Raw genomic sequence first — 18,613 nt, 5'->3', positions numbered from 1 at the left:
GTGGTTACCCGCGCGCGCAATCAACGCTTCAGGGCTGCTTGGTCTGCGGTGTTTGCAGCAGCGCGTTGATACGGCCGACGTCTTCTACCGTCAGCGTGCCTGCCGCCTGGCGCAGTTTCAGATTGCCCAGCAGCACGTTGTAGCGCGCCTGGGCCAGATCGCGTTTTGTCTGGTAGAGCTGGCTCTGGGCATTGAGCACATCGATGTTGATGCGCACACCCACCTGGTAGCCGAGCTTGTTGGCATCCAGGGCGCTTTGGCTGGAGGCTTCGGCAGCTTCCAGCGCCTGGACCTGGCCCTGTCCGGACTGCACGCCGAAGAAGGCGGCCCGAGTGGCTTGCGCCACGTTGCGGCGGGCCGTTTCGAGGTCGGCTTCTGCCTTGGTCTCCAGCGCCAGGGTTTCCTTCACGCGGTTCTGAACCGAAAAGCCAGCGAACAGGGGCAGGTTGAAAGCAACACCAACGCTTGCCACGTTGGTGCGGCTGTTCACGCCGGGGGTGGTGATGGTGCCTGTAGGGTTGCGGGTGATGTTGTAGCCTGCCTGCAGGTCAACGGTAGGGCGGTGGCCCGTTTCGGCCTTTTTGGTTTCCAGGCGTGCAATGTCCAGCGCGATGGCGGCCTGCCTCACATTGGGCTGCTGGTCACGCGCCAGATCAACCCAGTGGCTCACATTCGCAGGCTCCACGTTGGGCAGCTGCAAAGGTTGCGCCAGCGGGACAGGCTGTGCGTTGGTCACGCCCACCAATTGATCCAGTGCCAGCTTTTTGACGCGCAGGTCATTCTCTGCGGCAATTTCCTGGGCAATCACCAGGTCGTATCGTGCCTGCGCTTCGCGGGAATCTGTCACGGTGGAGGTGCCCACCTCAAAATTGCGCTTGGCCGAGGCCAATTGCTCAGACACCGCAGCCTTTTGCGCCTGCACGAAGGTCAGTGTGTCTTGCGCGGCCAGAACATCAAAATAGGCTTGGCTCACCCGCACCAGCAGATCTTGAGTGGCGGCATCCAGCTGCGCTTGTGCAACGTCCACGTTACGCTGGCTTTGCTCCAGCGTGATGCGGTTGGCGGGGCGGTACAGGGGCTGCGAAGCGTTCACCCCCAGTGTTTGCGTGCTGGCCGTGCGTTCAATGCTGGGTCGGCTCACATCAGTTTGGGCCCTTGTGATGCCTGAGGTGAGGGCAGCGCTGGGTAGCAGGCCTGCTTCTGCCTGATCAGCGCGGCGTGCCGCCGCATCCAACTGGGCGCGGGCCGACTGCCAGGCCGTGTCGTAAGTGCGGGCTGATTCCACCAGCTCCATCAGGCTCTGGGCGTGCGCCGGGGCACTGAGTACGGCGCCGAGCGCCAATGTCAGGGGAAGAAGCCGGAAAACGATCATGGATGTCCTCAGAGTGTCTGCACAAAAGGATGGAAAAACTGCTGACCCGTTGTTGTGAGCGTGCAAGTGCGAATACCGCCCAGGGATTGGCCTCTTTCAGTAGCGGGGAACCTGGGGGTCTACTTCGTGGGACCACGCATCAATGCCGCCTGAGATATTGGCCAGTTGCTCAAAACCATGCTGTTCCAGAAAAGCCGCCACATTCATGCTGCGCATGCCGTGGTGGCAAAGGCAGGCAATCGGCTGGTCCTTGGGCAGTTCTGCCAGGCGGGCGGGAATCTCACCCATGGGAATCGCTTTCAGTTCAAACCCTTGGGCGCGCACGCTGGCCGTCTGCAGTTCCCATGGCTCGCGTACATCCAGCACCAAGGGCTGGGCAGCTGCAGGATGTGTGGCAAACCATTCAGCAAGCTGGGCAGGGCGTACGCGAGTGATCATGCAAAACTCCGAAGGAAGGAGGGGGTCAGAACGAGAAGCTGGAAGGTTCAGGGAAGTTCACCAGGCGGGGGGCAGTGGTGTCCCAGGGGGATGTCGTCACGAATCGGTCTCCTTCGCGGCGCGTGAGCGTAAAGCGCATGACGGGGTCGTTGCCCACCACCGCGCCCAGACGACCACCTTCACGCAGCAAAGACAGCAGGTTTTGCGGAACCTGCGCGACAGAGCCGCTCAGCACGATCACATCAAAGGGGCCATCGGGAATGGCATCGCGTGCGGCATCGGCCTGGCGCACATCGGCGTTCTGCACGCCAGCGTTACGCAGGTTGTCACGGGCCATGCTGGCCAGTGCAGGGTTGACTTCCAGCGACACCACGCGTTCTGCGCGGTGCGCCATCAGCGCCGCCATGTAGCCAGAGCCTGCGCCAATTTCCAGAACCTTGTCGGTAGGCTGGATGCGCAGATCTTGCACCATGCGGGCTTCAATCTTGGGCTGCAGCATGCTCTGGCCCAGGCGAACGGCTTCTTCGGCATCGTCGCCCAGCAGAGGGATTTCAATGTCGGCAAAGGCCAGGTTGCGATAGGCCGCGGGCACGAAGTCTTCGCGCCGCACCACGGAGAGCAGCTCCAGCACGTCGGCATCCAGCACGTTCCAGGGGCGGATCTGTTGCTCGATCATGTTGTAGCGGGCCTGGGCGATCGGGTCGCTGATGTTGGCGGACGTGTTCAGTGGCAAATTCATCGAAGGTCTCCGGTGGAGTGCGGGTCAGGACAAACCCTGAATTTTAGATGGGCTGGAGGCTCCCTGACCACGGCCCATGCGGGCAAGTGCCCACCGGGCCAGATCATCCATGTAGCAATACACCACAGGCACGACCACCAGGGTCAAAAGTGAGGAGGTAATAACGCCACCAATCACCGCCTGGCCCATGGGGGCGCGTTGCTCAGAGCCTTCTGACAGCGCGAAGGCCAGGGGCACCATGCCAAAGATCATGGCCAGCGTGGTCATGAGGATGGGACGCAGGCGAACTCTTGCGGCCAGCAGCAGGGCCTCAGCCCTTGGAAGCCCCGGAACGGTGTTGCCCTGATCGTCCGTGTGTTCCTCGCGGGCGCGAATGGCGAAGTCCACCAGCAAGATGGCGTTCTTGGTCACCAGCCCCATCAGCATCACCACCCCAATGATGGAGAACATGGACAGCGTGGAGCGGAACATGAGCAAGGCCAGCACCACCCCGATCAGGGTGAGTGGCAGCGATGTCATCAGTGCCAGCGGCTGCAGGAAGCTCTTGAACTGGCTGGCAAGAATCATGTAGATGAAGATGATGGCCATGGCCAGCGCCGATATGGCATAGCCAAAAGACTCCGCCATGTTCTTGGTAGAGCCACCAAACTGATAGCGGTAGCCGGGCGGGAAGGGCACGTCATCCAGCGCCTTCTTGATGTCTGCCGATACCTCCCCGGCGGAGCGCTGGGCCACGTTGGCATTGATAGCTACCTCGCGGGTCAGATCGCGCCGGTTGATCTGGTTGGCTCCCGTGGACTCGGTCACTTTCGCCACCTGGTTCAGACGCACGATGCGGCTGGTGCCGTCTGTATTGATCAGGGCAAAGGGCAGGCGCTCCAGGTCCAGCGGGGTGGTGCGTGCCTCGGGGGCCAGCCGCACGTTCACGTCATAAGTCTGGTCGTCGGGTGCCCGCCAGTTGCCTACGGTCGTGCCCGCCACCAGTGTCCTCAAGGATGCGCCCATCTGTGCAACCCCGAGTCCCAGGTCCGATGCCGCATCGCGACGCACTTCCACGGCGATGACGGGCTTGTCGGGTTTGGCGCTGGTGTCCAGATCGACGAGCCCAGGAATGCCCTGGATGCGGGCCGTCACCTGTTGGGTCAGCCGTTCCAGTTCTTTGAGATCCGGCCCCTGCAGGGAGAATTCCACCTGCTTTTGCCCGCCCACTGCGTCGAGCAGACCCACATGGGTGACGGTGATACCCGCGACCTTAGCCAATTGTTCGCGCAGCACATCCGACATCTGATCCACGCTGCGGCTGCGATCCTTGCGGTCTACCAGCCGAACGTAGATGCTGGCGTACATCTTGCCCTGGGCGTTGCCCGTGTTGATGGTGGTAAGGGTGTAGCGCACCTCTGGCATCTGGCGCAGGATGCCTTCCACCTGGCGAGCCTTGGCCTCGGTGGCCTCCAGCGACGAGCCCACGGGGGTGTAGAAGCTGACGGTGGTTTCTGAAAAATCTGCCTTGGGCACAAACTCGGTACCCAGCAGCGGCACCATGAAAATGCTCAGCACAAAGATGGCCAGGGCAATCAGCAGCGTGCTCAGCTTGTGCACTAAAGACCACCGCAGGATATGCTGGTAGCCCTCTGCCAGAGCATCTGTGGCGCGGTCAAACCAGCCGGTGACGCGGCCCAGGGTCTTGTCGTACAGCGTCACAGGCTCCGAGCGCTGGCCGTGGTGGTGGATGCTCGGGTCATGCCACACGCTGGAGAGCATGGGGTCCAGCGTAAAGCTCACGAACATCGAAATCATCACCGCAGCAACGATGGTGATGCCGAATTCATGAAAGAACTTGCCGATGATGCCGCCCATGAACCCGATGGGCATGAACACCGCGACGATGGACAGGGTGGTGGCTAGAACGGCCAGACCGATCTCCTGCGTGCCGTCCATGGCTGCTGCATAAGCATTCTTGCCCATTTGCACATGGCGCACGATGTTCTCGCGCACCACGATGGCGTCGTCAATGAGCAGACCCACGCACAGTGACAGTGCCATCAACGTGATCATGTTGATGGTGAAACCAAACATGTTCATGAACAGGAAGGTGCCGATCAGCGCAATCGGCAGCGTCAGCCCCGTGATCACCGTGGATCGCCATGAGTTCAGGAACAGGAACACGATCAGCACCGTGAGGATGGCACCTTCAATCAGTGTCTGGCGCACATTGTTGACCGCCACGCGGATGGGGCGGGAGCTGTCGCCAATCACTTCCAGCCGCACGCCGGGCGGGAGTTGCTTGCGGATGTCCACGACCGCCGCGTTCAGCCCGTCCACCACTTCAATGGTGTTGTCGCCTTGCGCTTTCTGCACGGACAGCAGCAGCGTGCGCTGGCCGTTGTAGAGGGCCAGGCTCTCCAGTTCCTGCGCACCGTCCTGGATGCGCGCCAGCTGGTCCAGGCGTATGGGCGCTCCAGCGGCCACCTGTCCGTTGGCTGCCGCGCCCCTGCGGGCAACGATGATCCGGCCAAAGTCCTCGGGGCGGTCCATGCGTGCGTCAATTTGAACCACCCGTTCCTGCGCGAGTGAGCGAATGGCGCCCACCGGCAGATCCTGATTTTCATTGCGCACCGCAGCCACCACCTGATCGGGGGTGATGCCGAACGTTTCCAGTGCCTGAGGATTGAGGTAGATGTTGATTTCGCGCTTGGTGGCACCGACCAGGTTCACCGCACCGACGCCGCGCACGTTTTCGAGCCGCTTCTTGAGCACTTGCTCTGCCCACGTTGTCAGCTCCACCGCGGAGGGTTGCGCTGACGGGCGATCCCCTTGCGACGCGCTGGATGGCTTGTCATCAGGTAGCACGGCCAGCGACCAGACGGCCCGGCTGGCCGGATCGAACCGCAGCACGCGGGGCTCCTTCACTTCGGTGCGAAGGTTGGGGCGCACCGTAGCCACTTTCTCGCGCACATCTTCAGCCGCCTTGCGTCCATCGATGTGCAGCTGGAACTCGATGATCACCACCGCAGTGCCCTCGTAACTGCGCGAGGTCAGCGCATTGATGCCTGCAATGGAGTTGACGCCTTCTTCGATCTTCTTGGTGACTTCGCTTTCGACGATTTCAGGGGATGCACCGGGGTAGTCCACTGTGACGACCACTACGGGAAAGTCGATATTGGGAAACTGGTCTACCTTGAGCCGCTGGTACGAGAAAAGGCCCAGCACCACGATAGCCATCATGACCATGGTGGCGAACACCGGGTTTTTGAGGCTGACTTTGGTGAACCACATGGCGGATTACCGGGTCGCTGTGCTGGCTGCGGCTTGGGATGCCTGCTGTGCTGGCACTGCGGAAGGCGCATCTGTAGCTGCTGTGACAGCAGTGCCTTCCCGCAGTGAGCCCAAGCGCCCCGCAAGCACCCGGGTGCCCGCGGGTGCGCCTTCAATGGCAACCAGCGTTTTGCCTTGCACCGTGGCCCGCATGCCAGGCACCACGGTAAGGTGCGCCACGCGGCCGTTTTGCACCGCTTGCACATAGGGCTGTGGCTTGTCGGTGCGCACAGCGTCCAGCTCCACCGCCAACACCTCGGCCTGCCCGGTGCGCAGGGTGCCCTGCACGAAAAGGCCCTGACGCAACGCTGCGTTGGATTCGGCTCCGTCTATGCGCAGATATACAGGCACCGCACGGTTGCCTGCCTGCGCACTGGGGTTGATGCGGACCACTGTGGCAGACACGGAGCGGCTAGACCCCTCCAGATCCAGCTGGGCCTTCTGGCCCAGTTTCACCGCGAGGGAGTCTGCGGGGCTCAGCAGGGCCTCCAGCTCCAGCCGTGTGGGGTCCACGATTTCAAGCACACGGCCATCGATGGCCACACGTTCTCCCGGTTGCGCCAGGCGCTGGGATACCTGCCCGGAAATCGGGGCGCGCAGTACCGTGTCGTCCAGCGCTTTGCGCGCTACATCGGCAGCGGCTCGGGCTGCCTCATAGGTGGCCTGTGCAGATTGCAGGCTGGCCTGTGCATTGACCAGGGCGGTCGCGGAGATGAAGCCTTGTTCCACCAAGGCCTTGTTGTTGTCCAACTGCCGCTGGTTGATGTCTACCTGGGCTTTGGCGGCATCGGCCTGTTGCTGGGCCTGGCGCAGGCGCGCCTGGGATTCCGTGGGGTCAATGCGGGCCACGATCTGCCCGGCGCGCACGCTGTCGCCTTCGCGCAATGTCAAGCCTTGCAGCTCACCCGCTACGCGTGCCTTCACCATGGCCGAGTCCACTGCGCGCAATGCGCCCGATACCGGAACACCCAGATCCAGCATTTGCTTTTGCACGGTCAGGATTTCGTCTGCCCCCAGCTGCAAAGGGGCCTGCTCTCGCTGGCTCGCTGCCGCAGCCAAGGCTTTTTGCTGGGCGTTTCGCGCCGCCATGGAACGCCAGGCGCCCGAGCCCAGCAGCACTACAACCAGGCCAGCGGCCGTCCAGGTGATCCAGCGTTTCATGGGGCGTAGGGAGTCAGGATGAGGTCGACGGAGGGGGGCAACAGGCCACAGGAGGGGGCGTGGCTGCCGGGCCGGGCCTTATGCACAGACCATGCAGCATGTTGTCCACCTGGGTGCGCAAATACTCTTCGGGCGAAAAGTTTTCGTCTGGCAGGGAACAAGGTCCCATCGAGTTGTTCCAGAGCATCAGGAACATCATGGGTGCCAGAACAATGTAGGTACCGTAGTCCAGATCTATCGCCTGGAACTCACCCCGCTCTACGCCGCGCTGCAGAATCCGCCGGACCAGTGCACGCCCGGGCAGGATGACCTCCTGCTGATAGAACTGGGCGATTTCCGGGAAATTCTGGGCCTCGCTGAACATCAGCTTGGTGATGCCCGACGCCTTGGTGGCGCCAATGCGTTCCCACCAGACTTGGTAGCAATAGCGCAGCACATCGCTGGTAGTGCCCACAAAGCTCTCCAGCTCGGTGTTCCACTCTGCAAAGCGACCGGCAATGTTCTCGCGCACCACAGCTTTGAACAGCTCTTCCTTGCTAGGAAAGTAAAGGAAAAGAGTGCCCTTGGAGACCCCGGCCCTCGCAGCCACTTCGTCTACCCGGGTGGCGGCAAAGCCTTTTTCCACGAACAGATCCAGGGCCGCCTCCAGCAACTCGCCGGGGCGGGCCTCCTTGCGGCGACTGCGTTTGGGCGCTGCGGCTTCGGCAGAAAGATCGTTCAAAGTAGTGCGTGGCATTTTTACTGACTGACTGGTTAGTAATGTATCTACCCACTCCCCACCAGTCAATGCGAACTTGTCTGGTGGGGCGCAAGGCGTGTGGGAGGGAGGGCGTGTCGCGAAGGTGATTGCAGCGTTGCGAACCTGCAAGCGGCCAGGGTTTTCACCATCGGGGAATAATGTCTGGCTCTTCCTGCTGATACCCGTCTTTGAGGATTCGTTCCATGACCCTGCAAACCATCACCCTCGGCGGCGGCTGCTTCTGGTGCACCGAAGCTGTGTTCGACCGCGTGCGCGGCATCACCGACGTGGAAAGCGGCTACACCAACGGCCACACCCTCAACCCCACCTACGAGCAGATCTGCCAGGGCGACACCGGCCACGCCGAGGTGGTGCGCCTGACGTTTGATGCCGACGAGATCAGCTTGGAGGAGATTCTGGAAATCTTCTTCCACACCCACGACCCGACCACGCTCAACCGCCAGGGCAACGATGTAGGCACGCAGTACCGCAGCGGCATCTACTACGAGACGCCTGAGCATGGTGAGTTGGCCCGCGAGATGATTCGCCGCCTGACGCAGGACAAGGTTTTTGCCGCCCCCATCACGACCGAGGTGCAGGCGCTGTCCAACTACAGCGTGGCGGAGGCTTACCACCAGGACTATTTCGCAAAGCACCCCAATGCTGGCTACTGCGCCTTTGTGGTGGGCCCCAAGGTGGAAAAGTTTCGCAAGACGTTTGTGCGCTACCTCAAAGACTGATTCAAGGACTGATTCATACACCTGATGGCGGAAAGATTCGCTGGCTCGTGCGGTTATCGCGCCAACCGGCTGTGATGCCCGTGCATAATGCAACCCGATTGCGTTATGCCTCTGGCTCGCCGTGACTGTCCTTTCTCCTTCCGCGACTTCTGAACACCCTGCCAACGTAGCTTGGACGCTTCCCGCCCGGATGCGGGCCACCCGCGCAACCCGGGCTCTGGCCCAGTTGTACCGCTTGCGTCCTGAGGCGGCCTTTTCGGGGGCTGAGGTGGAGGCGGGCTTGGCGGCCCTCGGGGCTCCCGTCAACAAGGTGACGGCCTATCGCATGCTGGACCGCTTTGCCGCAGCCGGCCTGCTGCACAAGGTGGTGGACGCTGCCCGGGTCACCCGTTATGCGCTGGCCCCCTCCGAGGGGGACGGTGCGGCCCCTCGCTTCGAGTGCGATGACTGCCATCGACAGTTTCGTCTGTCTGAGGGGGCAGAGCCCGTGCAGGCTGCCCTGCAACAGGTGCTGGATGCCCTGGCTTCTGCCGGGCATGAAGGGCTTGCCGTGGACATTGCCGTGAGAGGTCGCTGTGCAGGGTGCGCACATCCACAGCCACAACTCCACAGCGGGGCGGCAGCATGATCCGCACCCGAGGCCTTGCCTACCGCTACCCGCAAGGGCCAGAAATCCGTTTTGCCGATGTCGACTTGCCGCAGGGCGGCGTTTTGATGGTGCAGGGCCGCTCTGGCACAGGCAAATCCACCTGGCTGTCTCTGATGGCCGGGCTGCGCGCGGCCTGCGGAGGGGACTTGTTTGTGGCGGGCATTCAGCTTGGCACCCAAAGGGGGGCAGAGCTGGATGCCTGGCGTGCCCGCTGCATTGGCTTCCTGCCCCAAAAGCTGCATTTGAGCCCGGCATTGACCGTGTCAGACAACCTGGCGCTGGCCTACTTTGCAGCGGGTCGCCCGCGCGATGATGCGGCCATTGCCGAGGCGCTGGCCCGGGTGGGCGTGGCGGATCTTGCCCAGCGGCGGCCCCACCAGCTCTCGGGCGGGCAGGCCCAGCGTGTGGCATTGGCCCGCGCCGTGCTGTTGCAGCCTGAATTGCTGCTGGCCGACGAGCCCACGGCCAGCCTGGATGACGACGCCTGTGCCGACGCGCTGGCCCTGCTGCAGGGCAGCGCGGCGGCGTGCGGTGCCAGCCTGGTGATTGCCACGCACGACCAGCGCGTCGTGCAAGCGCTGTCAGGCGTGCCGCGCCTGCAGCGGTTGGACTTGAATGCAGGTCATCCTCCCAAGCCAAATCAGGCTCTAGCGCCTAATGAATAAGCGCAAAAAGCTATGAAAAATATAGCAAAAATCGCTGCCTTGGCATGGCGCTACCTCTGGTCGCGGCCGCTGGCTGCTGCACTCAACCTGCTGCTGCTCACGCTGGGGCTGGCGGCCATGACGCTGGTGATGCTGGTGGCCGCGCAGGTGGACCGCGCCTTCGAGCGCGACCTGAACGGGATTGACCTGGTGGTGGGTGCCAAGGGCAGCCCGCTGCAGCTCATTCTGGCCGGGGTGTTCCACATTGATGCGCCTACCGGCAACATCCCGCTGCAAGAGGTGCAAGCGCTGCAGAAGAACCCGCTGGTGGCGCAGGTGATACCGCTGAGTCTGGGCGACAGCTACCAGGGCTTTCGCATCGTGGGCACCACGCCTGACTATGTGGCGCACTACGGCGCATCCATGGCCCAGGGCGCGCTGTGGAGCCAGCCCATGGACGCGGTGCTGGGCGCTTCGGTGGCCCGCGCCATTGTGCAGCCAGGGCACGAGCAGACAGCCCTTGTGGGGGCGACCTTTATCGGTACCCATGGCCTGGGCGCAGGCGGGCACGCGCATGGGGAGCATCCGTACCGCGTGAGCGGGGTGCTGCAGCCCTGCGGCTGCGTGCTGGACCGACTCATCCTGACCAGCAGCGAATCCGTCTGGCTGGTGCATGAAACCGCCACGGCTGACGATCCGGAAGACCTGGAAATCCTGAAGCAGGAGCGTGAGGTGACCGTAGCCCTGGTGCGCTACCGCACCCCGCTGGCCGCTGTGTCTTTGCCGCGCAGCGTCAACGCCAACACCTCCATGCAGGCAGCAGCGCCTGCGATGGAAATCTCTCGCCTGCTGCGGCTGCTGGGCGTGGGGGCCGATGTGCTGCGCGCCTTCGGTGGCGTGCTGCTGGCGGTGGCGGCGCTCAGCGTATTCATTGCCTTGTGGAATGCCGTGCGCGAGCGTCGCTTTGACCTGGCCATGCTGCGCATGCTGGGCGCTCCACCGGGGCGCGTGGCAGGGCTGGTGCTGTGCGAGGCGCTGTGGCTCGCCGTGTTGGCCAGCGGTTTGGGGCTGTTGCTGGGGCACGGCTTGGCGCATGCCATGGGCTGGGCCCTGCAGGCACAGGGGCTGCTGCCCGTGACGGGTGCCCTGTGGCTGCCCGAGGAAGCGGGCGTGCCTTTGCTGGCTGGGCTGGTGGCTGCGGCGGCTGCCTTGCTGCCAGCCATGCAGGCCTACCGCACCGATGTGGCTGATTTGCTGGTGCAGCCCTGAGCACCGGTCTCTTCTGAAATTTGTGTTTTGTTCAACCCGAAAGGAATCACCATGAAAAAGCTCTGGACGGCCCTGTGCCTTGCCCCTCTGTTACTGGCGGGGGCCCAGGCCTTGGCCCAGTCCCACTCGGACAAGGAAACCAAGGAAGACATCCAGCGCCACCGCGCCATGGCTGCTGCACATGAGGCTGCTGCCAAGTGCCTCGAATCGGGCAAGGGCGAAGACCAGTGCATGAAGGAGCTGCAGGCCGCCTGCAAAAATCTGGCCATCGGCAAGTACTGCGGCATGAAGCACGCGCACTGATTTTTGCCGGTGCGCGCCTTGCGTTGCGGTGAACCATTGCCCTCGAACCCGCTCCAAGCCGCTCCAAGCCCCCGTCGTTTTGCCTTTCGCCGCCAGGAGAAGCTCTCATGCACTTTGATGTGACAACCGCACCGTCGCATACCACCCTGTGGCTGCGCAGGCTGTGCCTTGCTGCCAGTGTGGGCGCTTTGGTGGCGTTGTCGGGTGTGGCAGGTGCGCAAGGGGCGGCCACTCCCGCGTTGAGTTCCCCCTTGCCGCAGGGCGCGGGCGGTGCCGCCTTGCCCTCGGGGTCGGGCCCGGGCTACCACAGCCCCAACAGCCCGATTGCCCCCTTGCCCCAGCGCAACGATGTGGTGCCTTGGTCGGTGCTGAGCGACCTGACCAAGAAGACTACCAAGACGGCGGTGGTGCCGGTGTTCAGCGCCCAGCAACAGGCCATGCACCAGACGGTGCAGCGCATTCAGGGCTTTATGGTGCCCATGGATGCCAAGCCCACCCAACGGCACTTTTTGCTGACATCCGTGCCTCTGACCTGCGCCTTCTGCATTCCGGGCGGGCCGGAGAGCATGGTCGAGGTCAAGACCAAGACCCCTGTGCGCTACTCGCTTGAGCCCGTGGTGGTCGAGGGTAAGTTCAGCGTGCTCACCAACGATCCCTATGGCCTGTTCTACCGCATGGTGGATGCCGAGGCGGTAAAGTGACGGCGTTTCGCACCTCGCTGCACTGATTTCAGATTGCTCCCCAACTTCATGTCCCGCGTCCCGCACAACGTGCCCTTTCTGGGGTTGCGCTTGCCCTCAGGCAGCGGGGCGGTGCGTCGGCCGCGTGCGGTTGCCAGGCCGGGCAGGGCCACGCTGGCCTGGTGGTTGCCCGCCCTGGTGTGGGCTTTGGTGTTGGTTCCCATGTTGGGCCGCATGCACCATTCGGTGCACTGGTCTGCACACGGGGCCGGGCATGTGGCGGCCTACCGTGCCGGTGGGAGCCCTTTGGCAACTCTACCGGGCAGGGCGGATTTCGGGGAGGTGGCGCAAAAGTCTGCGGGGCAGGGGGGCGCCGCGCCAGACGGCTTCATGCCTGCCCACGCTGCAGGCGTGGACTGCCTTCTGCTGGACCAGCTGGCGCTGGCAGATGTTCTTCTTCCACCCTCGTTGGGTTTGCCCCTGCAGCAGGCGGCTCACGCAACCCCCTCTCTCTGGGCTGAGCCGCGGCATGCGCTGCACGCGGCGGTGTTCCAAGCCCGTGCGCCCCCGCTGCAGCGGGCGTAACCCTCTCTACGCAAATTCCTGCCCTTCGTCCCGGTGCTGCTCTGGCTCGCCGGTGATGCGCGCATGTGCGCGCTGAGGGTTCGTGGCGGATGGCTGATGGCAGCGCCTGTACTGCGCCGCTCCCCATTACTTTTCTTTTTGCTACTTATTTAATAGCTGTCTGCGCTTGTTGGTAAAGCGCTGCAGGCAGTTTTGTTATGTACCGCTGCGGGCTGGTCGGGCTGCGCAGCGGTGTTGCTGATTTTTCAATTCAAGGCCCTTCATGATGACTTCCTCCCTCTCTCCTTTCCGCCCGGCCTTGCGACCTGTGGCGATGGCCGTGGCCATGCTGGCCGTTGCGGGTACCGGGCTGGCGCAAGCGCAGTCTGCAGCGTCTGCCGATGCCAGTGCTGCCGCAGCCGCCCCCAGCCTGCCTTCCGTCACGGTGTCTGCCAGCGGACTGCAACTGGGTGCCAGCGAAATGACCACCCCCGTGACCGTGCTGGAGGGCGATGAGCTGGTGCGCCGCCGCGAGGCCACCTTGGGCGAGACGCTGAACAGCGAGCCGGGCATCCACAGCAGCCATTTCGGCGCTGGTGCCAGCCGCCCCATCATCCGCGGCATGGATGGCCCCCGCGTGCGTGTGCTCAGCGATGGTGCCGAGCTGCACGATGCCTCCACCATCAGCCCCGACCACGCCGTGGTCTCTGAGCCCTTGCTCGCCACGCAGGTCGAAGTGCTGCGCGGGCCCTCGGCCTTGGTCTATGGCAGCGGTGCCGTGGGTGGTGTGGTCAATGTGCTGGACGGCAAGATTCCCACCGCCATCCCTGAAAAAGGATACGAAGGCAGCGCAGAGCTGCGCGCCAACACCGGCGCACGTGAGGGGGCGGGCGCGGTATCGCTGACCGGCGGCGCGGGCAACCTGGCTGTGCATGTGGAGGGCGTAACCCGCGATGCCAATGACTACCGCGTAGGCAAGGGCTGGTCGGGCGGCAGCAAGGTGCCCGGCAGCTTCAACCGCACCGACACGGGCAGCGTGGGCTTGTCGTGGGTGGGTGATCGGGGCTATCTGGGCGCGGCCTACACCCGCCAGACAGCCAAGTACGGCCTGCCAGGCCACAACCACGGCTTTGAAGGCTGCGGTGCGGTGGGTAACCGGTTGGGCTGCCCGCCCGCCGATGGCCCTGCCGAGGTGCATGACCCTGCGGATGTGCCTGTGGTGGACCTGCGCAGCGAACGCCTGGATGTGCGCGGCGAACTGCGCAACCCCTTTGTCGGCTTCTCAGCCCTGCGCCTGCGTGCCGGGGTGACTGACTACGTGCACGACGAGGTGGAAGACGGTGCCATCAGCACCACCTTCAAGAACAAGGCCTACGACACGCGCATCGAACTGCAGCATGAGCCCATCGCCGGGTTCAAGGGCCTGGTGGGCGTGCAGACCTCGCAGCGCAAGTTCAGCGCCGATGGGGAAGAGGCCTACGTGGAACCCACCATCACCCGCAAGACGGGCCTGTTCGTGCTGGAGGAATACCGCCTGGGTGACTGGCGCTTTGAAGGCGCGCTGCGCCATGACCGCCAGACGGCAGAGGCGCAGACCACGGGCATTGAGCGCAGCCACAACGGCACATCGGCGTCCATCGGGGCGGTGTGGCGCTTCATGCCCGGGTATTCTGCCGGGGCGTCGTTCACCCGCGCCAGCCGCGCCCCCACGGCAGAAGAGCTGTACGCCCGTGGCCTGCACATGGCCACCAGCACTTACGAGCGGGGCAATGCCGACCTGCGCTCGGAAACCTCGCAGAACGTGGACCTGAGCCTGAAAAAGACCAGCGGCGACACCACCTTTGGCGTGAGCGTGTTCCACAACAAGATCAACAACTACATCTACGGCCGCACGCTCGATGCGCTGGATGGCCTGCAACTGCTGCAGTACAGCCAGGCTGATGCCACCTTCACCGGCATCGAGGGGCAGGTGCGCCAGGCCATCACCCGCAACCTGGGCATCACACTGTTTGGCGACACGGTGCGCGCCAAGCTGGACGGCGGCGGCAACCTGCCGCGCATTCCAGCCACCCGCGCCGGTTTGCGCCTTGACGCCAACTGGGCTGCGTGGGAGGGGCAGGTGGAATGGGTGCAGGTGGCCCGCCAGAACCGCGTGGCCGAGTTTGAAACTGCAACCCCTGGCTACGGCATGCTGAACCTGGGCGCGGCTTACAACGGCAAGCTGGCCAACGGATCGCCCTGGCAGCTTTACATCAAGGGCTACAACCTGACGGATCGCCTTGCTTACGCGCACACCTCGTTCATCAAGTCGGCTGCGCCGCTGATGGGGCGCAACATCAGCGTGGGGGTGAAGGTGGCGTTCTGATGTTTTGGCGCCTGACGCTCTTTGGGGGGCGTCAGGCTCTGAAACGTTTGACAGGGCCAAAGTGCTCTAACGGGTCTCGGGCTCTCAAACTGAGTTTTGAAGCCCAATAGCCCTCCAGCGCTTATTCAATAAGCGCTGGCAGCTTCAAAAAATGTAGCAAAAGATTCCGTGTCGGGCAGTACATAGGCCACCCCATGCATCTGGCCCAGGTAAGGGGCTACGTGCTGGTTGTAAAACGCGTCTGGCGCGTTGATGCAGCCGTAGCTGATGCGCCGGTCGCGCACACGCGGGCTGGCCAGGCGCTGCAGGCGCCGCTCCACCGCCGTGGCGCTGCGCACCCGGTGCAGCGAGACGGCCGCGTCGTAGTCGATCCACACCACGTCTTCGCCTTGCAGGTTGTGTCCGGGCTCGGTCACAAAGCGGCCTGCGGGCGTGGTGCGCTCGTGGGGGCGTACCTGCGCCAGCGGGCGTTGGCCAATGCCGGGCACGGTGCGGTCGCCCAGTGCCAGCCCCAGCAGCACCGGGGCGCTGCCCAGCCATTGGGCCTGGGCAGAAAACACATGGGCCCGGGCTTCGGGCTTGTCGATCACCACGAAAGGCATGCGCTGGTTGTCGGCTGTCGCGGCCACCCAGCGCAGCAGTTGCCGTGCCTGGGGCGATGCGTCCCAGTCGCCGTTACCCCTGTCTTGCGCGTGCGCTGGCTGAATCCACGGTGCCAGTCCACCGCCCAAAGCCAGCGCGCTCGCCGCCCGGCTGGCCCATTGGCGGCGGGTCATGGTGGACGCGTTGGCGGAGTAGGGCAGATTAGTCACTTCAAGGCTGGGGCAAGGCGGGAATGCGCCATTGTGCCGCGCCCGGTTGCTGCCTTTTGTGGGCGGGGGAAAGCCCAGATGCAAAAAAGCCCGTGGCGTCCGGGGACGCCACGGGCTGTGCGTTGCGCGCACCCACCAGCGGGGTGCATCGGCGGCAATTGAATCAGGAGCCGCGTGTGATGGGCACGGATGCATCGCGCCCGTAGCTGCCGTACTTGCCCAGCTCCCACTTGGCAATGGCGTTGCGGTGCACTTCGTCCGGGCCGTCGGCAAATCGGAGTGTGCGTGCGTTGGCGTAGGCGTAGGCCAGCGGGAAGTCATCGCACATGCCGCCGCCCCCGTGGGCCTGCATGGCCCAGTCGATCACCTGGCAGGCCATGCTGGGGGCCACCACCTTGATCATGGCGATTTCGGTCTTGGCCACCTTGTTGCCTGCCACGTCCATCAGCCAGGCGGCCTTCAGGGTCAGCAGGCGGGCCATGTCGATCTTGCAGCGTGCCTCGGCAATGCGCTCCTGCGTCACGGTCTGCTGGGCCACCGTCTTGCCAAAGGCCACGCGGCTGCTGGCGCGCTTGCACATCAGCTCCAGCGCGCGCTCTGCCAGGCCAATGAGGCGCATGCAGTGGTGAATGCGCCCAGGCCCCAGGCGGCCTTGGGCAATTTCAAAGCCCCGGCCTTCGCCCAGCAGGATGTTGGATGCAGGCACGCGCACGTGGGTGAATGTCATCTCCACATGGCCGTGCGGCGCGTCGTCATAGCCCAGCACATTCAGCGGGCGGATGATATTGATACCGGGGGTATCCGCAGGCACCAGCACCATGCTTTGCTGCGAGTGCTTGGGGGCGTCCGGGTCGCTTTTGCCCATGGTGATGAACACGGCGCAGCGCGGGTCTGCCGCGCCCGAAATCCACCATTTGCGCCCGTTGATGACGTATTCGTCGCCCTGGCGTTCGATGCGGGTTTCGATGTTGGTCGCATCGCTGGAGGCCACATCGGGCTCGGTCATGGCAAAGGCCGAGCGGATCTTGCCTTCGAGCAGCGGCTTGAGCCAGCGGGCCTTGTTCTCTTCGCTGCCGTAGCGGGCAATGGTTTCCATGTTGCCGGTGTCTGGGGCCGAGCAGTTGAACACCTCGCTTGACCACTGCACGCGCCCCATGATTTCTGCCAGCGGCGCGTACTCCTGGTTGGTGAGGCCTGCGCCGTCGTAGCCTGAGGCGGCGGCACTGTCTACCGGCAGGAACAGGTTCCACAGCCCCGCAGCCTGGGCCTTGGGCTTGAGGTTTTCAATGGTGCTCAGGGGAGTCCACCGCTTTCCTGCTGCGGTGTTGGCCAGCAGTTCGGCTTTGTAGTCGGCTTCTGCTGGGTAGATGTAGTCGTCCATGAACTGGAGCAGTTTGGCCTGCAGTTCCTTGGTTTTGGGGGAGTATTCAAAGTCCATGGGGTCTTCTCCGTTGGTGATTCTTGGTGTGCGGTGGGGTGCTGCCCGGCAGGTGTTGTGCGGCTGTTGAGCTGGTGTGGAGCGTTATTTGCGCTGGGCAAATGACCAGGCGAGCTGGGCCATGGGCCGGGCGGTTTCGCCTGATGCCTTGGCCTGTGCGCTGGAGGCCGTGCCAGCCTCCACCCGTTTGGCAATGCCTTGCAGGATGGCTGCGATGCGGAACATGTTGTAGGCCATGTAGAAGTTCCAGTCGGCCCGCAGTGCGTCTGGCGTGGCAATGCCGGTGCGCTCGCAGTAGCTGCGGATGTAGCTGTCCTCGTCAGGAATGCCAAGCGCAGCCAGGTCCTGCCCCGCGATGCCACGGCCCAGCGATGCGGGGATGTGCCAGCTCATGCAGTGGTAGCTGAAATCGGCCAGGGGGTGGCCCAGCGTGGACAGTTCCCAGTCCAGCACGGCGATCACGCGGGCTTCGGTGGGGTGGAACATGAGGTTGTCCAGCCGGAAGTCTCCATGCACGATGGATACCTGGGTTTCATCCCGTGCGCTAGCGGGCATGTGGGCGGGCAGCCATTCCATCAGCCGGTCCATCTCCTCGATGGGTTGGGTGATGGAGGCCACATACTGCTTGCTCCAGCGGCCAATCTGGCGCTCGAAGTAATTGCCGGGCTTGCCGTAGCTTGCCAGGCCGCGCTCTGCAAACTTGACGGTGTGCAGCGCGGCAATCACGCGGTTCATCTCTGCATAAATCGCCGTGCGCTCGCTGGGCGTCATGCCCGGCAAGGTCTGGTCCCACAGCACGCGGCCTTGCATGCACTCCATGACATAAAACGCACGGCCGATGACGGATTCATCCTCGCACAGCACATGCATCCGGGGCACGGGGACATCGGTGCCATACAGCCCGCTCATCACGGCAAACTCGCGCTCGATGGCGTGCGCGGACGGCAGCAGCTTGGCCACCGGCCCGGGTTTGGCACGCATCACATAGCTGGCCGCCGGAGTGATGAGTTTGTATGTGGGGTTGGACTGGCCACCCTTGAACATCTCTACCGTGAGCGGGCCTGCAAACCCGGGCATGTGGCGGGTGAGCCATTCGGTCAGCGCGGCCACGTCAAACGCGTGCTGTTCGGAAACCGGGCGTGTGCCTACGAAGTGGTCAAAGTTGCTCATGGGGAGAAGGGGATGTGAACAAGCCTTCCCTGCGGACAGGCTTTGGCGTGCGGTGGGTGCAAGGATCGGAGGGGCGCCCGGTGTGCGCTACTGCATCCTGTGCTGTGAACGCGTGCGCGGGCAAGGCAACCTGTCCGCTGCTCGCTGCGGACTGGCCTGTGGGGAGGGAGACAAAAAAGGTGGAAGAGCCACCCGCCGACTGATCCAGACCGGCG

Annotated in this window: 17 protein-coding genes; 8 read left to right on the top strand and 9 right to left on the bottom strand. The window is 63.7% G+C overall.

Translation table 11 applies throughout. From position 1 onward, the window contains the following. Positions 1 to 28: 28 nt before the first annotated feature. From AACH87_RS12635 to AACH87_RS12610, 6 genes are all read right to left on the bottom strand, one after another. The gene (locus AACH87_RS12635) at positions 29 to 1,372 is read right to left on the bottom strand and encodes a TolC family outer membrane protein (protein ID WP_338794812.1); all 1,344 of its coding nucleotides are present in this window, start codon (positions 1,370 to 1,372) and stop codon (positions 29 to 31) included. Positions 1,373 to 1,468: 96 nt separating this feature from the next. Further along, positions 1,469 to 1,810, bottom strand: coding sequence for a rhodanese-like domain-containing protein (locus AACH87_RS12630; protein ID WP_338794811.1), 342 nt, complete (start codon positions 1,808 to 1,810; stop codon positions 1,469 to 1,471). 25 nt (positions 1,811 to 1,835) lie between these two features. Beyond that, the gene (locus tag AACH87_RS12625; protein ID WP_338794810.1) at positions 1,836 to 2,549 is read right to left on the bottom strand and encodes a protein-L-isoaspartate O-methyltransferase; all 714 of its coding nucleotides are present in this window, start codon (positions 2,547 to 2,549) and stop codon (positions 1,836 to 1,838) included. A gap of 24 nt (positions 2,550 to 2,573) precedes the next feature. Continuing rightward, positions 2,574 to 5,825: an efflux RND transporter permease subunit gene (locus AACH87_RS12620; RefSeq protein WP_338794809.1), complete on the bottom strand. Its 3,252-nt coding sequence runs from the start codon at positions 5,823 to 5,825 to the stop codon at positions 2,574 to 2,576. 6 nt (positions 5,826 to 5,831) lie between these two features. Next, positions 5,832 to 7,025 (bottom strand): efflux RND transporter periplasmic adaptor subunit, encoded by a 1,194-nt coding sequence (locus AACH87_RS12615; protein ID WP_338794808.1) that lies wholly within the window; start codon positions 7,023 to 7,025, stop codon positions 5,832 to 5,834. A gap of 13 nt (positions 7,026 to 7,038) precedes the next feature. Further along, entirely contained in the window at positions 7,039 to 7,761 is a 723-nt protein-coding gene (locus AACH87_RS12610) for a TetR/AcrR family transcriptional regulator (RefSeq protein WP_338794807.1), read from the bottom strand. Positions 7,762 to 7,967: 206 nt separating this feature from the next. Between AACH87_RS12610 and msrA the strand changes: the two genes are divergently transcribed. The 8 genes from msrA (at position 7,968) to AACH87_RS12570 (ending at position 14,978) form a co-directional block, all read left to right on the top strand. Then, positions 7,968 to 8,504 (top strand): peptide-methionine (S)-S-oxide reductase MsrA, encoded by a 537-nt coding sequence (gene msrA, locus AACH87_RS12605; RefSeq protein ID WP_338794806.1) that lies wholly within the window; start codon positions 7,968 to 7,970, stop codon positions 8,502 to 8,504. Between the two features lie 190 nt (positions 8,505 to 8,694). Beyond that, positions 8,695 to 9,132, top strand: coding sequence for a Fur family transcriptional regulator (locus AACH87_RS12600; RefSeq protein WP_338794805.1), 438 nt, complete (start codon positions 8,695 to 8,697; stop codon positions 9,130 to 9,132). Further along, complete coding sequence (locus AACH87_RS12595) at positions 9,129 to 9,818, top strand: ATP-binding cassette domain-containing protein (protein ID WP_338794804.1); 690 nt, start codon at positions 9,129 to 9,131, stop codon at positions 9,816 to 9,818. Before AACH87_RS12600 ends, AACH87_RS12595 begins: the two co-directional genes overlap by 4 nt. 12 nt (positions 9,819 to 9,830) lie before the next feature. Further along, positions 9,831 to 11,066 carry an FtsX-like permease family protein gene (locus tag AACH87_RS12590; RefSeq protein WP_338794803.1) on the top strand — a complete coding sequence of 412 codons (1,236 nt, stop codon included), beginning with the start codon at positions 9,831 to 9,833 and terminating at the stop codon, positions 11,064 to 11,066. 51 nt (positions 11,067 to 11,117) lie between these two features. Continuing rightward, positions 11,118 to 11,369, top strand: coding sequence for a hypothetical protein (locus AACH87_RS12585; RefSeq protein ID WP_338794802.1), 252 nt, complete (start codon positions 11,118 to 11,120; stop codon positions 11,367 to 11,369). A gap of 107 nt (positions 11,370 to 11,476) precedes the next feature. Beyond that, entirely contained in the window at positions 11,477 to 12,070 is a 594-nt protein-coding gene (locus AACH87_RS12580; protein WP_338794801.1) for a DUF3299 domain-containing protein, read from the top strand. A gap of 48 nt (positions 12,071 to 12,118) precedes the next feature. Continuing rightward, the gene (locus AACH87_RS12575) at positions 12,119 to 12,634 is read left to right on the top strand and encodes a hypothetical protein (protein WP_338794800.1); all 516 of its coding nucleotides are present in this window, start codon (positions 12,119 to 12,121) and stop codon (positions 12,632 to 12,634) included. A gap of 262 nt (positions 12,635 to 12,896) precedes the next feature. Then, entirely contained in the window at positions 12,897 to 14,978 is a 2,082-nt protein-coding gene (locus AACH87_RS12570; RefSeq protein WP_338794799.1) for a TonB-dependent receptor, read from the top strand. Between the two features lie 125 nt (positions 14,979 to 15,103). On the opposite strand, the gene AACH87_RS12565 is transcribed toward AACH87_RS12570, so the two are convergent. The 3 genes from AACH87_RS12565 to AACH87_RS12555 form a co-directional block, all read right to left on the bottom strand. After that, positions 15,104 to 15,754 (bottom strand): hypothetical protein, encoded by a 651-nt coding sequence (locus tag AACH87_RS12565; protein WP_338794798.1) that lies wholly within the window; start codon positions 15,752 to 15,754, stop codon positions 15,104 to 15,106. A gap of 199 nt (positions 15,755 to 15,953) precedes the next feature. Continuing rightward, positions 15,954 to 17,228 (bottom strand): acyl-CoA dehydrogenase family protein, encoded by a 1,275-nt coding sequence (locus tag AACH87_RS12560; RefSeq protein WP_338794797.1) that lies wholly within the window; start codon positions 17,226 to 17,228, stop codon positions 15,954 to 15,956. 84 nt (positions 17,229 to 17,312) lie between these two features. After that, positions 17,313 to 18,398, bottom strand: a complete 1,086-nt coding sequence (locus tag AACH87_RS12555; protein ID WP_338794796.1) for a phosphotransferase — start codon at positions 18,396 to 18,398, stop codon at positions 17,313 to 17,315. Positions 18,399 to 18,613: the final 215 nt, after the last annotated feature.

It is taken from the genome of Acidovorax sp. DW039, assembly GCF_037101375.1.
Classification (GTDB): Bacteria; Pseudomonadota; Gammaproteobacteria; order Burkholderiales; family Burkholderiaceae_C; genus Acidovorax.
Note: the sequence above shows the minus strand (reverse complement) of the source record. Positions and strands in the feature narration are given on the sequence as shown.

Bases quoted from the DNA above. Each gene is read 5' to 3' on its own strand.
- AACH87_RS12635 (WP_338794812.1), bottom strand. From the start codon at position 1,372: ATGATCGTTTTCCGGCTTCTTCCCCTGACATTGGCGCTCGGCGCCGTA.
- AACH87_RS12630 (WP_338794811.1), bottom strand. From the start codon at position 1,810: ATGATCACTCGCGTACGCCCTGCCCAGCTTGCTGAATGGTTTGCCACA.
- AACH87_RS12625 (WP_338794810.1), bottom strand. From the start codon at position 2,549: ATGAATTTGCCACTGAACACGTCCGCCAACATCAGCGACCCGATCGCC.
- AACH87_RS12620 (WP_338794809.1), bottom strand. From the start codon at position 5,825: ATGTGGTTCACCAAAGTCAGCCTCAAAAACCCGGTGTTCGCCACCATG.
- AACH87_RS12615 (WP_338794808.1), bottom strand. From the start codon at position 7,025: ATGAAACGCTGGATCACCTGGACGGCCGCTGGCCTGGTTGTAGTGCTG.
- AACH87_RS12610 (WP_338794807.1), bottom strand. From the start codon at position 7,761: ATGCCACGCACTACTTTGAACGATCTTTCTGCCGAAGCCGCAGCGCCC.
- msrA (WP_338794806.1), top strand. From the start codon at position 7,968: ATGACCCTGCAAACCATCACCCTCGGCGGCGGCTGCTTCTGGTGCACC.
- AACH87_RS12600 (WP_338794805.1), top strand. From the start codon at position 8,695: ATGCGGGCCACCCGCGCAACCCGGGCTCTGGCCCAGTTGTACCGCTTG.
- AACH87_RS12595 (WP_338794804.1), top strand. From the start codon at position 9,129: ATGATCCGCACCCGAGGCCTTGCCTACCGCTACCCGCAAGGGCCAGAA.
- AACH87_RS12590 (WP_338794803.1), top strand. From the start codon at position 9,831: ATGAAAAATATAGCAAAAATCGCTGCCTTGGCATGGCGCTACCTCTGG.
- AACH87_RS12585 (WP_338794802.1), top strand. From the start codon at position 11,118: ATGAAAAAGCTCTGGACGGCCCTGTGCCTTGCCCCTCTGTTACTGGCG.
- AACH87_RS12580 (WP_338794801.1), top strand. From the start codon at position 11,477: ATGCACTTTGATGTGACAACCGCACCGTCGCATACCACCCTGTGGCTG.
- AACH87_RS12575 (WP_338794800.1), top strand. From the start codon at position 12,119: ATGTCCCGCGTCCCGCACAACGTGCCCTTTCTGGGGTTGCGCTTGCCC.
- AACH87_RS12570 (WP_338794799.1), top strand. From the start codon at position 12,897: ATGATGACTTCCTCCCTCTCTCCTTTCCGCCCGGCCTTGCGACCTGTG.
- AACH87_RS12565 (WP_338794798.1), bottom strand. From the start codon at position 15,754: ATGACCCGCCGCCAATGGGCCAGCCGGGCGGCGAGCGCGCTGGCTTTG.
- AACH87_RS12560 (WP_338794797.1), bottom strand. From the start codon at position 17,228: ATGGACTTTGAATACTCCCCCAAAACCAAGGAACTGCAGGCCAAACTG.
- AACH87_RS12555 (WP_338794796.1), bottom strand. From the start codon at position 18,398: ATGAGCAACTTTGACCACTTCGTAGGCACACGCCCGGTTTCCGAACAG.